This window comes from Streptococcus sp. 3613, assembly GCF_013277375.1.
Taxonomy (GTDB): domain Bacteria; phylum Bacillota; class Bacilli; order Lactobacillales; family Streptococcaceae; genus Streptococcus; species Streptococcus pseudopneumoniae.
This window is the reverse complement of the sequence record NZ_VMMV01000086.1, coordinates 1-13,949: the sequence shown is the minus strand read 5'-3', so window position 1 is coordinate 13,949 and position 13,949 is coordinate 1. Positions and strand designations below refer to the sequence as shown.

Below are 13,949 nucleotides of genomic sequence, written 5' to 3'. Positions count from 1 at the left end.
TATCAAAAGGAGGCTAGTACAATGACCTACCTCCTTTTCGTTTCATACTCTTCAAAAATCTCTTCAAACCGCGTCAACGTCGCCTTGCCGTATATATGTTACTGACTTCGTCAGTTCTATCTGCAACCTCAAAACCATGTTTTGAGCTGACTTCGTCAGTTCTATCTGCAACCTCAAAACCATGTTTTGAGCTGACTTCGTCAGTTCTATCTACAACCTCAAAGCAGTGCTTTGAGCAACCTGCGGCTAGCTTCCTAGTTTGCTCTTTGATTTTCATTGAGTATTAGTTGGTAATTCGCCCTTATTTGTGATAGAATATTGGAAAAGATATTTCTTTTGAGAAAGGAAAAAGATGAGCAACATTTCAACTGATTTGCAAGATGTAGAAAAAATCATCGTATTGGACTATGGTAGCCAATACAACCAGCTGATTTCACGCCGTATCCGTGAGATTGGTGTTTTTTCGGAACTAAAAAGCCATAAAATTTCAGCTGCTGAAGTTCGTGAAATCAATCCTGTAGGAATTATCCTATCAGGTGGTCCAAACTCTGTATACGAAGATGGTTCATTTGATATTGACCCAGAAATCTTCGAACTTGGAATTCCAATTTTGGGAATTTGTTATGGTATGCAGTTATTGACCCATAAACTTGGAGGAAAAGTTGTTCCTGCAGGTGATGCTGGAAATCGTGAATACGGTCAATCAACTCTTACTCACACACCATCAGCTCTTTTTGAATCAACACCAGACGAGCAGACTGTTTTGATGAGCCATGGTGATGCGGTTACTGAGATTCCTGTTGACTTTGTTCGTACAGGTACATCAGCTGACTGCCCGTACGCAGCCATCGAAAACCCAGATAAACACATTTACGGTATCCAATTCCACCCAGAAGTTCGTCATTCTGTATACGGAAATGATATCCTTCGTAACTTTGCCCTTAACATCTGTAAGGCTAAAGGCGACTGGACAATGGATAACTTCATTGATATGCAGATCCAAAAAATTCGTGAAACCGTCGGTGATAAACGTGTCCTTCTTGGCCTATCAGGTGGGGTTGACTCTTCAGTTGTTGGAGTTCTTCTCCAAAAGGCTATTGGCGATCAATTGATCTGTATCTTCGTAGACCACGGTCTTCTTCGTAAAGGAGAAGCGGACCAAGTTATGGACATGCTTGGTGGTAAGTTTGGTTTGAATATCGTCAAAGCAGACGCTGCTAAACGTTTCCTTGACAAACTTGCTGGCGTTTCTGACCCTGAACAAAAACGTAAAATCATCGGTAACGAGTTTGTCTATGTATTTGATGATGAAGCCAGCAAGCTCAAAGATGTGAAATTTCTTGCTCAAGGTACCTTATATACAGACGTTATCGAGTCTGGTACAGATACAGCTCAAACGATCAAGTCACACCACAACGTTGGCGGTCTTCCAGAAGACATGCAGTTTGAATTGATTGAACCACTCAATACTCTTTATAAAGATGAGGTTCGTGCCCTTGGTACAGAGCTTGGTATGCCAGATCATATCGTATGGCGCCAACCATTCCCAGGACCAGGACTTGCTATCCGTGTTATGGGTGAAATCACTGAAGAAAAGCTAGAAACAGTTCGTGAGTCAGACGCTATCCTTCGTGAAGAAATTGCAAAGGCTGGTCTTGACCGCGATATCTGGCAATACTTCACTGTTAACACAGGTGTTCGTTCAGTCGGTGTTATGGGTGACGGTCGTACTTATGACTACACGATTGCAATCCGTGCTATTACCTCTATCGATGGTATGACAGCTGACTTTGCCAAAATTCCTTGGGAAGTCCTTCAAAAAATCTCAGTACGTATCGTAAACGAAGTGGATCACGTTAACCGTATCGTCTACGACATTACAAGTAAACCACCAGCAACAGTTGAGTGGGAGTAATTTTAAACTAACAAAAAATGCTTTGAAATCAGTGTTTCAGAGCATTTTTGTTCTTTCTGTAAATAATTTGCAAACTACAGTAACTGTTGACTTTTACTTAACCATTTTTCGATTGTAAGTTCAAAATGGTCAATTACTATTATATTTTCAGGAATCGTATCAAAATCAAATAATAAATTATCTGAATGAGTTTTTATAACTACTCCAAAATCAAGTTTTTTGGAGTTTATAGCATTCTGTAATAAAGAGATACTTTCATTCAGACATTCATTATTTTTTTGAATTTTTATAGGTATCGTTTTTTTTGAAAATGTTTAGGTAAAAAACCATCAATTTCTTTATTTCTTTGAACAATTTTTGCCTGTAATAATTTAAGAATGTTTTCCTCTTCCTCAGTTTTGGTTCTATATGCTTCGATTCCTTTATTCAATAAATTTGAACTTGTTTTTATAACATTTTCCAGACGTTGCTGAGTTATATTGATAGCTTCCTCAGATAAATCAATCCCCATATAATTTCTATTCAAAATCTTGGAGGCTACTAAAGTAGTTCTACTTCCACAGAACGGGTCTAAAACTATATCATTTTTATCAGTAGCAATCTTTATAATTTGTTCTAATAACAGAATAGGTTTTTGTGTAGGATAACCTACTCTTTCTTTAGCTTTTGGATTAAGAAATGGTATATTCCAAACATCTGAAAGGGGAACTCCATTTTTCTCTTTTGCTAGAAGATAGTTACCATTATTATCAACTTTATATATAGTTTTAGAGTTTCCATCTCGTTTTCGTTCCACTAGTATTTGGTCGATATTTGTAGTAGAAGAATACTCTGTAAAAATTGTATTAAATTTAAAATCTTTTGACTTTGAATAAAAGTAAATGTTTTGATGATTGTTCAATAATCCCTTTTTTGAATTAGACCACCGTTTATAGTTCCATATAATTTCGCTTTGAAACATATCTGCTCCAAAGATATTATCTAAAATTAATCTAATATGATGATTTGCAATTTTATCACAATGAACGAAAATACTGCCACTATTTTTTAGCACTCTTTTGCATTCTTCTAATCTTACAGATAAAAATTCTTTGTAATCCTCAATCGAAGTCCATGTATCTTCAAATTGAAACCTATATTGAGGATCTTCACGATGCCAAAGGCAATAAAATCGATCGCGCTCCAAATCCGATGGAACTCTTGACAATCAAAGTCCCACAACCTGTTCAAGCAGGAGACATGGTTCGTGCATTAAAAGAAGGACTCATCAATCTCTACAAAGAAGATGGAACTAGTGTCACAGTTCGAGCTTAATGTAGTTGTTTAGTTTTAAAAAATTATGCAAAGCTCCATATACAACACTTAAACGAGATTAAAGAATGGCGAAATCCCTTGATGCGCAAGAGATTAGCTGTCCTTTTTTATTTTTTAAGTGATAAAGTCGGAGCTTAGGTATCAAAGCCTATCAAATTAAACAAAGAAGCGATGTCTTAGATATTTTGAAAAAAATTAATAAGCAGAAAACTCTCTATTATTTTGTTGTAGAGAGTTTTTTTATTAATAAAATTTTACAAAATGACATTTATATATTGCATTAAGTTAGATATATGATATAATGTTGTTAAAAAGAGGCGCAACTTTTTAAACTCAATAAGAATCAAAGAGCAAACCATGAATATTGATGGAGGAATAAAAAATGGAAGTTATAAATGTAAGTAAGCATTATGGTCATTCAATCATTCTCAAAGATATAAATTTTGCACTTAACAAGGGTGAAATTGTTGGTCTAGTAGGGAGAAATGGAGTTGGTAAGAGTACGTTGATGAAAATTCTTGTTCAGAATAATCAACCGACTTCAGGTAATATTATAAGCAGTGATAATGTTGGGTATTTAATCGAAGAACCAAAATTATTTTTATCTAAAACAGGTTTAGAGAATTTAAAATATTTGTCAAATTTATATGGTGTTGACTACAATCAAGAAAGATTTAGAAGTTTGATCCAAGAGTTAGATTTGACTCAGTCTATTAATAAAAAAGTAAAGACCTATTCTTTGGGTACAAAACAAAAATTAGCTTTGCTTCTAACTCTCGTTACGGAACCTGATATATTGATTTTAGATGAACCGACTAATGGTTTAGATATTGAATCATCACAAATAGTTTTAGCGGTTCTAAAAAATTTAGCTTTACATGAAAATGTGGGAATTTTAATATCGAGTCATAAATTAGAAGAGATTGAAAAAATTTGTGAGAGGGTTCTTTTCTTGGAGAACGGGCTTTTGACATTTCAAAAAGTAGGAAAAGATAGTCATAATTGCTTGTTTGAGATAGCTTTTTCATCAGCTACAGATAGAGACATTTTCATTACCAAATAAGAATTTGGGAGGAAGAGGGACTGAGAATTACGATGTCTGGAAATATTCAAAGTAGTGAGCTTTTTAAATTTTTTAACGAAAACTCTATTAAAGTAGTTGATTTTGAAACTAAAAAAGAGACGCTTAAAGATATTTATCTAAATCGTTCAAAATAAAGGAAGGTTATCATCATGAAATTAAATAAATTGAATTTTCTTAAGGGAAATATAAGAAATTTATATTCATCAGGCGTAATATATCTCGGTTTGCTTATCTCGTTTATACCGCCGATATTGGCTACATTCTTTATTCTAAAGACTCAAGGGACATCGCTAGGTATTAAGCATATTTCAAACTTTTATGCTATGCCCAGTATGTTAATGGCTGTTATACATGCTAATCGAGTCATTAGTAGAGATTTTTCCCACAATACGGTAAGTTTGTTTTATAATCAACAGAAAAATCGGATGATTTACGTCTTGTCTAATTTTCTATATGCCATCTCAGTTTCCATTATTTATGCTTTGAATGGCATTGTGCTACTAGTCATCGTAAGTAAATTGGGTGTTCCAGGTGCTTTAGGATTAGATTTTATAGTAGCTATTGTAGTCAATACAATTTTGTTAGTCCTATTTTATTTTCTATTATCTTACATTTTCTATTTATACAAATTGAAAAGTGGCTTGGTATTTTAGTAGCTTTACTACTCTTTATCCCTAATATATTAAATACGATGATGATGAATACTAGTAATGATTTGTTTATCAAAGCAATTGAACTTCTTCCTTTTTATTCTTTACCTGTATTTGTGGCTTCAAATACGATGTCTATTAGTCAGTATCTTGTGGTAATCACTACAATCATTTTATTGTACTTTTTCACTCTCAAGAAAAGCAAGAAGTATTCATTTTAGTTTCATTTAGTATTATTTTGCATACCTAAAATACAATAAAAAAATCAGTCATCTTGGTATGCTCCTGATTTCACTATTCAACACGTTTTTGACTTATACTAGGCTCATTTCCAAAAGCATTATATAATAGTGATATGAAACCAACTAAACTAAACAAGAAATATAAGCAATAAAAACTCGTTTAAAAGATCCTACTAAAGCTAATACTAAATAAAAATAAAAGAGTAAACTAGGAAGTTTATTTCAAACAACCTAAAATACTGATTTTCGGCTGAAGATAATACTGGAGTGCAAATTAATGGGGTTATAATAAATAGCTGATAGCTTGTGTTGGTTTTGGATTTTTTAAGAGTAGATGAGTATTAAAACTATAAGGAGGACGCAGGTGGCTAAAAATTTAAAATTAAAATTAGCTCGGGTAGAGCTTGATTTAACTCAAGGTCAATTGGCAGAGGCTGTCGGGGTGACACGCCAGACTATTGGTTTGATAGAGGCGGGAAAATACAATCCCAGTCTCTCGCTCTGCCAGTCTATTTGCAGATGTTTAGGGAAAACCCTAGACCAACTATTTTGGGAGGAAGAAGATGAAAAATAGATTTTATTATTATCAATTACTAGACGAAAGAGAAGAACAACTGTTCAATAAAGCGGGCTCTGAAAGTTTCTATATCTGCATTGCTTTGTCGCTCCTATCTTATATCATTTCAGTATTAGCACCAAGCCTTTTTAATTCTAATATGCTGCTAATCGTTATCATCATAGGGACATTTTACTTTTTCAATCGTGCCCGTTATCTGGGAGTGACCTACTATAGTCGTTTTCATTTTACGATTTTGGGTTGTTTTTTCCTAACCTTGGCTATTACGGCTCTTTTGATGTTGCAGAATTATCAATTCAACATAGAAATTTATCAGCACAATCCTTTGAATTTTAAATACCTGTCTGCTTGGGTCATTACTTATATCATTTACCTTCCATGGGTCTTTATTGGCAATCTTGGTCTTAAGAGCTATGGCGAATGGGCTCAGAAAAAATTTGAACAAGATATGGATGAATTGGAGAGTGGAGAATAGCTTGTTACTCTTTTCTCAATCCAGCTAAAATGTGATATAATAGTACTAATTTATTGGAATACATGAAAGTTCTTGAAAATTTTCATGGGTTTCTAGCTAAGGAAGTAGGAAAAGTATGTATCCAGATGATAGTTTGACATTGCACACGGACTTGTACCAGATCAACATGATGCAGGTTTACTTTGACCAAGGGATTCACAATAAGAAGGCGGTCTTTGAGGTATATTTCCGCCAACAGCCTTTTAAGAACGGCTATGCGGTTTTTGCAGGTTTGGAAAGAATTGTGAACTATCTTGAAGACTTGCGTTTTTCAGATAGTGATATAGCCTATTTGGAGTCGCTTGGTTATCATGGGGCGTTCTTGGATTACCTTCGCAATTTCAAGTTGGAGTTGACCGTTCGTTCTGCCCAAGAAGGGGATTTGGTTTTTGCTAATGAACCGATTGTGCAGGTGGAAGGACCTCTAGCCCAATGTCAGTTGGTCGAAACGGCTCTTTTGAACATCGTCAACTACCAGACCTTGGTGGCGACGAAGGCAGCTCGTATTCGTTCGGTTATCGAAGATGAACCCTTGATGGAGTTTGGGACACGTCGGGCTCAAGAAATGGATGCGGCCATCTGGGGAACACGCGCAGCGGTGATTGGTGGCGCCAATGGAACCAGCAACGTGCGTGCGGGTAAGCTCTTTGACATTCCTGTTTTGGGAACCCATGCCCATGCCTTGGTACAGGTTTATGGCAATGACTATGAAGCTTTCAAGGCTTACGCTGCGACCCACAAAAATTGTGTCTTTCTTGTGGATACCTATGACACCCTTCGCATCGGTGTACCAGCTGCCATTCAGGTGGCGCGTGAGCTGGGTGATCAGATTAACTTTATGGGTGTGCGGATTGACTCTGGGGATATTGCCTACATTTCTAAGAAAGTCCGTCAGCAACTGGACGAGGCTGGATTTACAGAGGCTAAGATTTATGCTTCTAATGATTTGGACGAAAATACTATCCTCAACCTCAAGATGCAAAAGGCCAAGATTGATGTCTGGGGCGTGGGTACCAAGCTGATCACAGCCTATGACCAGCCAGCTCTTGGGGCGGTTTACAAGATTGTTGCAATCGAAGATGAAAATGGGAACATGCGCAATACCATCAAGCTGTCTAATAATGCGGAAAAAGTGTCTACGCCAGGTAAGAAGCAGGTGTGGCGCATTACCAGTCGTGAAAAAGGCAAGTCAGAAGGCGACTACATAACCTATGATGGTGTTGATGTTGCCAGCATGACTGAAATCAAGATGTTCCATCCGACTTACACATACATCAAGAAGACCGTTCGTAATTTTGATGCTGTTCCTCTCTTGGTGGATATTTTCAAAGACGGGAAATTGATTTATAACTTGCCTAGCTTGACTGAGATTCAGGATTATGCTCGTAAGGAATTTGACAAGCTTTGGGATGAGTACAAGCGTGTACTCAATCCGCAGCACTATCCAGTGGATTTGGCGCGTGATGTATGGCAAGACAAGATGGACTTGATTGACAAAATGCGCAAGGAAGCCCTCGGTGAAGGAGAAGAAGAATGAGTTTGCAAGAAACGATTATCCAAGAGCTGGGTGTCAAACCAGTGATTGATGCCCAGGAAGAAATCCGTCGTTCTATTGATTTCTTAAAAAGATACCTGAAAAAACATCCCTTTCTTAAAACTTTTGTGCTAGGGATTTCTGGAGGGCAGGACTCGACTTTGGCAGGTCGTTTGGCTCAACTAGCTATGGAAGAACTGCGAGCAGAAACGGGAGACGACAGCTACAAATTTATCGCTGTCCGCCTGCCTTATGGAGTACAAGCCGATGAAGCAGACGCTCAAAAAGCCCTAGACTTCATCCAGCCAGATGTCAGTTTAGTCGTCAATATTAAGGAATCAGCTGACGCTATGACAGCTGCTGTTGAAGCGACAGGTAGTCCTGTTTCAGATTTTAACAAGGGCAATATCAAGGCTCGTAGTCGTATGATTGCCCAATATGCCCTTGCGGGTGCCCATAGTGGAGCGGTCATTGGGACAGACCACGCCGCGGAAAATATCACAGGTTTCTTTACCAAGTTTGGTGACGGTGGTGCAGATATTCTCCCTCTTTATCGCCTCAATAAACGTCAAGGAAAACAACTCTTGAAGGAACTTGGTGCAGACCCAGCCCTTTATGAAAAAATCCCAACAGCAGACCTAGAAGAAGATAAACCAGGTCTAGCTGACGAAGTAGCCCTCGGAGTCACTTATGAAGAGATTGACGACTACCTAGAAGGCAAAACAATCAGCCCAGAAGCCCAAGCAAGAATCGAAAACTGGTGGCACAAAGGCCAACATAAACGCCACCTACCCATCACCGTATTTGATGACTTTTGGGAGTAAAAAGGTCCGGGGGACCTTTTTAGCTTCTTGCCTTGAAACTCGAGAGCAAGAATAACCTCCAGTGGAGGTTTTCAGCCTCTCACCTTGAAATAAGAAAGTGAGAGAAGGTCTGGGGGATCTTGAACCCCGAGTTTAGAAATAAGAAAATGAGGCAGATTCGGTAACTCGAAGAGTTCGATTTCATCGTCTTACCCCTGCAACGATTACTAGGTTTGAAAAAGCTTGCTAGAGCGCATTTCAAACCAGGCAGCGACTGCGTCAAGAAATTAGAAGACAAACTCGTTTTCTAGCTGTTACTGAGTTGAGCCTTTTTACTACGAGCATAGAAATAAGGAAGTGAGGTAGCATCATGAAAGCTATCGGTACGCAAATATTACAGACAGAACGTTTGATTTTAAGAAGATTTGTGGAGAGTGATTCAGAAGCTATGTTTCAAAATTGGGCTTCATCCGCTGAGAATCTGACCTATGTTACCTGGGATCCCCATCCTGATGTCGTGGTGACTCGAAATTCGATTCGTAACTGGGTTGCTTCCTATACTAATCCCAACTATTACAAATGGGCTATTTGTCTAAAAGAAAACCCAGAGCAAGTGATAGGAGATATCAGCATTGTTAAGATAGACGAGGCTGATTTAAGCTGTGAAATTGGCTATGTGTTAGGCAAGGCTTACTGGGGAAATGGTATGATGACAGAGGCCTTAAAAGCTGTCTTGGACTTTTGTTTTACTCAAGTAGGATTTCAAAAAGTCAAAGCTCGATATGCTAGTCTCAACCCAGCTTCAGGTCGTGTCATGGAGAAGGCTGGAATGTCCTATCTACAAACGATTGTTAATGGTGTAGAGAGAAAAGGCTATCTTGCGGATCTTATTTATTATCAGATAAGTAGGGAAGAATGTTGAATTCTATTTTCTGTTTCTATCAAAGTCAACTATTTATTGTAAATATAATAAATGGCATTCTAAGTTTATTTGATGTATGAAACATATTGTTTAACATTTGCCAAAAAAGATGCTATACTAGAAGTAGTAATTTTTAGAAGGAGGATGTAATGGTAAAATCTAATACCAATAAGCGCTATGCATTACGTAAACTCGGAAAGATTTTTGGTTCTGTGATAATCGGGCTAACTTTATTTTTAGGAGGAGTCCTGAATACAAGTTTTGTTCATGCTGATGGGGCAGATGTGACAAGTGAATTGGATGATAATTTTGAAACCCAAGATAACCGAAAAGATATCCCCTATGAAACAATATACGAAAGAGATGACAATCTTCCTAAAGGAACGAAAGAAACAAAAACACCTGGTAAAAAAGGAATAAAAGCTACCGTAAAAACATATTCATCTACAACTTTACAGTTGGTCAGCGAGAAATCTGACGTTGTTATTCTTCAACCTCAAACAGAAGTTATCAAAGTGGGAACAAAGCCTACTGTAGTTACCGAAACGATTAGCTCTCTTATTAGATATATAAAAGATGACACTCGCCCTGTTGGAAGTAATGTTTTAACAGAAAGTGATGGAGAAGATGGACTTAGAAAAATCACTACAACATATGATGTAAATGATAAAACAGGTGAAGTAACAATTAGAGAAACAACATCTACCATTGAAAAAGAATCAAAGGATATTATCTATAAAGTTGCAGCTAAAGATAAGGTAGAAAAACACATCACCGAAAAAAGTACAAATATCCGTTTTGAAAAAGATGAAAGTAAAGCTCGTAGTGAAAATCCTGTTACAATTGACGGAGAGGATGGCTATGTAATCACGACGACGACCTACGATGTCAATCCAGAAACTGGTCATGTTACCGAAAAGGTTACCGTAGAGAAAAAAGAAGCCACGGATACAGTTATCAAAGTTCCAGCTAAAAGCAAGGTTGAGCGTGAAGTTCTTCCTACAAGTGTTATTCGTTTTGAAAAAGATGAAACTAAAGACCGTAGTGAAAATCCTGTTACAATTGACGGAGAGGACGGAACTATAACCACGACAACGACCTACGATGTTAATTCAGAGACTGGTAAGGTCACAGAAAAGGTTACTGTAGACAGAAAAGAACCGACAGACACAGTTATCAAAGTTCCTGCCAAAAGCAAGGTTGAGCGTGAAGTTCTGCCTACAAGTGTTATCCGTTTTGAAAAAGATGAAACAAAAGACCGTAGTGAAAATCCTATTACAACTGACGGAGAGGATGGCTATGTAACCACGACAAGGACCTACGATGTTAATCCAGAGAATGGTCATGTTACCGAAAAGGTTACTGTAGACAGAAAAGAAGCCACGGATACAGTTATCAAAGTTCCAGCTAAAAGTAAGGTTGAGCGTGAAGTTCTTCCCACAAGTGTTATACGTTATGAAAAAGATGAGAGTAGAGACCGAGGAGCTTCTATTGAGATGATTGATGGAGAGGATGGCTATGTAACTACGACAAGGACCTACGATGTTAATCCAGAGAATGGTAAGGTTACCGAAAAGGTTACTGTAGACAGAAAAGAAGCTACAGATACAGTTATCAAAGTTCCTGCCAAGAGCAAAGTTGAGCGTGAAGTTCTTCCTACAAGTGTCATCCGTTATGAAAAAGATGAAAGTAAAGCTCGTAGTGAAAATCCTGTTACAATTGACGGAGAGGATGGCTATGTAACCACGACGACGACCTACGATGTCAATCCAGAAACTGGTCATGTTACCGAAAAAGTTACTGTTGATAGAAAAGAAGCCACGGATACAGTTATCAAAGTTCCAGCCAAAAGCAAGGTTGAGCGTGAAGTCCTTCCTACAAGTGTCATCCGTTTTGAAAAAGATGAAAGTAAAGCTCGTAGTGAAAATCCTGTTACAATTGACGGAGAGGATGGCTATGTAACCACGACGACGACCTACGATGTTAATCCAGAGAATGGTAAGGTTACCGAAAAAGTTACTGTAGACAGAAAAGAACCGACAGACACAGTTATCAAAGTTCCAGCCAAAAGCAAGGTTGAGCGTGAAGTTCTGCCTACAAGTGTCATCCGTTATGAAAAAGATGAGAGTAGAGACCGAGGAGCTTCTATTGAGATGGTTGATGGAGAGGATGGCTATGTAACCACGACAAGGACCTACGATGTTGATTCAGAGACTGGTAAGGTCACAGAAAAGGTTACTGTAGACAGAAAAGAACCGACAGACACAGTTATCAAAGTTCCAGCCAAAAGCAAGGTTGAGCGTAAAGTCCTTCCTACAAGTGTCATCCGTTATGAAAAAGATGAGAGTAGAGACCGAGGAGCTTCTATTGAGATGGTTGACGGAGAGGATGGCTATGTAACCACGACAAGAACCTACGATGTTAATCCAGAGACTGGTAAGGTTAGCGAAAAGGTTACTGTTGATAGAAAAGAAGCCACGGATACAGTTATCAAAGTTCCAGCTAAAGATAAGGTAGAAAAACGCATCGCCGAAAAAAGTACAAATATCCGTTTTGAAAAAGATGAAACTAGAGACCGTAGTGAAAATCCTGTTACAATTGACGGAGAGGATGGCTATGTAATCACGACAAGGACCTACGATGTTGATTCAGAGACTGGTAAGGTTAGCGAAAAGGTTACCGTAGAGAAAAAAGAAGCCACGGATACAGTTATTAAAGTTCCAGCTAAAAGTAAGGTTGAGCGTGAAGTTCTGCCTACAAGTGTTATCCGTTTTGAAAAAGATGAAACTAGAGACCGTAGTGAAAATCCTGTTACAATTGACGGAGAGGATGGCTATGTAATCACGACGACGACCTACGATGTTGATTCAGAGACTGGTAAGGTTACCGAAAAGGTTACCGTAGAGAAAAAAGAAGCCACGGATACAGTTATCAAAGTTCCAGCCAAAAGCAAGGTTGACCGCGAAGTCCTTCCTACAAGTGCTATCCGTTATGAAAAAGATGAAAGTAGAGACCGAGGAGCTTCTATTGAGATGGTTGACGGAGAGGATGGCTATGTAACCACGACGACGACCTACGATGTCAATCCAGAGACTGGTAAGGTTAGAGAAAAGGTTACTGTTGATAGAAAAGAAGCCACGGATACAGTTATCAAAGTTCCAGCCAAAAGCAAGGTTGACCGCGAAGTCCTTCCTACAAGTGTCATCCGTTATGAAAAAGATGAGACTAGAGACCGAGGAGCTTCTATTGAGATGGTTGACGGAGAGGATGGCTATGTAACCACAACGACGACCTACGATGTTAATCCAGAGACTGGTAAGGTTAGCGAAAAGGTTACTGTTGATAGAAAAGAAGCTACGGATACAGTTATCAAAGTTCCAGCCAAAAGCAAGGTTGACCGCGAAGTCCTTCCTACAAGTGTCATCCGTTATGAAAAAGATGAGAGTAGAGACCGAGGAGCTTCTATTGAGATGATTGATGGAGAGGATGGCTATGTAACTACAACAAGGACCTACGATGTTAATCCAGAGAATGGTCATGTTACCGAAAAGGTTACTGTAGACAGAAAAGAACCGACAGACACAGTTATCAAAGTTCCTGCCAAGAGCAAGGTTGAAGAAGTTCTTGTTCCATTTGCTACTAAATATGAAGCAGATAATGACCTTTCTGCAGGACAGGAGCAAGAGATTACTCTAGGAAAGAATGGGAAAACAGTTACAACGATAACTTATGATGTAGATGGAAAGAGTGGACAAGTAACTGAGAGTACTTTAAGTCAAAAAGAAGACTCTCAAACACGAGTTGTTAAAAAAGGAACCAAGCCCCAAGTTCTTGTCCAAGAAATTCCAATCGAAACAGAATATCTCGATGACCCAACTCTTTATAAAGGTCAAGAAGTAGAAGAAGCAGGAGAAATTGGTGAAATTACGCTTACTACAATTTATACTGTAGATGAACGTGATGGAACAATTGAAGAAACTACTTCTCGTCAAATTACTAAAGAGATGGTAAAAAGACGTATAAGGAGAGGGACGAGAGAACCTGAAAAAGTTGTTGTTCCTGAGCAATCATCTATTCCTTCGTATCCTGTATCTGTTACATCTAACCAAGGAACAAACGCAGCAGTAGAATCAGCTAAACCAGTTGCTCCAACAACAGGTTGGAAACAAGAAAATGGTATGTGGTATTTTTATAATACTGATGGTTCCATGGCAACAGGTTGGGTACAAGTGAATGGTTCATGGTACTATCTCAACTCTAATGGTTCCATGGCAACAGGTTGGGCACAAGTGAATGGTTCATGGTACTATCTCAACTCTAATGGTTCCATGGCAACAGGTTGGGTACAAGTGAATGGTTCATGGTACTATCTCAACTCTAATGGTTCCATGGCA

9 protein-coding genes and 3 pseudogenes are annotated in these 13,949 nt (G+C 38.3%); 10 read left to right on the top strand and 2 right to left on the bottom strand.

Annotated features, from left to right (window positions below):
- Positions 1–73: 73 nt before the first annotated feature.
- Positions 74–277, bottom strand: coding sequence for a hypothetical protein (locus HT708_RS12015; RefSeq protein WP_240156224.1), 204 nt, complete (start codon positions 275–277; stop codon positions 74–76).
- Positions 278–352: 75 nt separating this feature from the next.
- Here HT708_RS12015 and guaA point away from each other — a divergent pair, with 75 nt between their 5' ends.
- A complete protein-coding gene (gene guaA, locus HT708_RS09805) occupies positions 353–1,915 on the top strand; it encodes a glutamine-hydrolyzing GMP synthase (RefSeq protein WP_172926319.1) in 1,563 nt (520 codons plus the stop codon).
- Between the two features lie 286 nt (positions 1,916–2,201).
- On the opposite strand, the gene HT708_RS09800 is transcribed toward guaA, so the two are convergent.
- Entirely contained in the window at positions 2,202–3,101 is a 900-nt protein-coding gene (locus HT708_RS09800) for a site-specific DNA-methyltransferase (protein ID WP_345889805.1), read from the bottom strand.
- Here HT708_RS09800 and HT708_RS09795 point away from each other — a divergent pair.
- The 9 genes and pseudogenes from HT708_RS09795 to HT708_RS12005 all read left to right on the top strand — a co-directional run.
- Positions 3,044–3,229 (top strand): annotated as a pseudogene (locus HT708_RS09795) (U32 family peptidase C-terminal domain-containing protein); the annotation flags it as partial. The gene HT708_RS09800 and the pseudogene HT708_RS09795 overlap by 58 nt on opposite strands.
- A 357-nt stretch (positions 3,230–3,586) precedes the next feature.
- Positions 3,587–4,447, top strand: a pseudogene (locus HT708_RS09790) (ABC transporter ATP-binding protein).
- Between the two features lie 15 nt (positions 4,448–4,462).
- A pseudogene (locus tag HT708_RS12010) lies at positions 4,463–5,184 on the top strand (hypothetical protein).
- A gap of 385 nt (positions 5,185–5,569) precedes the next feature.
- Complete coding sequence (locus tag HT708_RS09775; RefSeq protein ID WP_001812672.1) at positions 5,570–5,779, top strand: helix-turn-helix transcriptional regulator; 210 nt, start codon at positions 5,570–5,572, stop codon at positions 5,777–5,779.
- Complete coding sequence (locus HT708_RS09770; RefSeq protein ID WP_016398781.1) at positions 5,769–6,257, top strand: DUF6773 family protein; 489 nt, start codon at positions 5,769–5,771, stop codon at positions 6,255–6,257. Before HT708_RS09775 ends, HT708_RS09770 begins: the two co-directional genes overlap by 11 nt.
- Positions 6,258–6,372: 115 nt before the next feature.
- Entirely contained in the window at positions 6,373–7,833 is a 1,461-nt protein-coding gene (locus tag HT708_RS09765; RefSeq protein ID WP_049552260.1) for a nicotinate phosphoribosyltransferase, read from the top strand.
- Positions 7,830–8,654 (top strand): ammonia-dependent NAD(+) synthetase, encoded by an 825-nt coding sequence (gene nadE / locus HT708_RS09760; RefSeq protein WP_023936400.1) that lies wholly within the window; start codon positions 7,830–7,832, stop codon positions 8,652–8,654. The genes HT708_RS09765 and nadE overlap by 4 nt, the downstream gene beginning before the upstream one ends.
- Before the next feature lie 349 nt (positions 8,655–9,003).
- Positions 9,004–9,555, top strand: coding sequence for a GNAT family N-acetyltransferase (locus HT708_RS09755; protein ID WP_172926318.1), 552 nt, complete (start codon positions 9,004–9,006; stop codon positions 9,553–9,555).
- A gap of 149 nt (positions 9,556–9,704) precedes the next feature.
- Positions 9,705–13,949 (top strand): PspC-related protein choline-binding protein 1 (locus tag HT708_RS12005; protein ID WP_240156222.1); only part of this gene is annotated, 4,245 nt, incomplete at its 3' end.

Excerpts from the sequence above, each read along its gene's own strand:
- HT708_RS12015 (WP_240156224.1), bottom strand. The coding sequence starts at position 277 with ATGAAAATCAAAGAGCAAACTAGGAAGCTAGCCGCAGGTTGCTCAAAG.
- guaA (WP_172926319.1), top strand. The coding sequence starts at position 353 with ATGAGCAACATTTCAACTGATTTGCAAGATGTAGAAAAAATCATCGTA.
- HT708_RS09770 (WP_016398781.1), top strand. The coding sequence starts at position 5,769 with ATGAAAAATAGATTTTATTATTATCAATTACTAGACGAAAGAGAAGAA.
- HT708_RS09765 (WP_049552260.1), top strand. The coding sequence starts at position 6,373 with ATGTATCCAGATGATAGTTTGACATTGCACACGGACTTGTACCAGATC.
- nadE (WP_023936400.1), top strand. The coding sequence starts at position 7,830 with ATGAGTTTGCAAGAAACGATTATCCAAGAGCTGGGTGTCAAACCAGTG.
- HT708_RS09755 (WP_172926318.1), top strand. The coding sequence starts at position 9,004 with ATGAAAGCTATCGGTACGCAAATATTACAGACAGAACGTTTGATTTTA.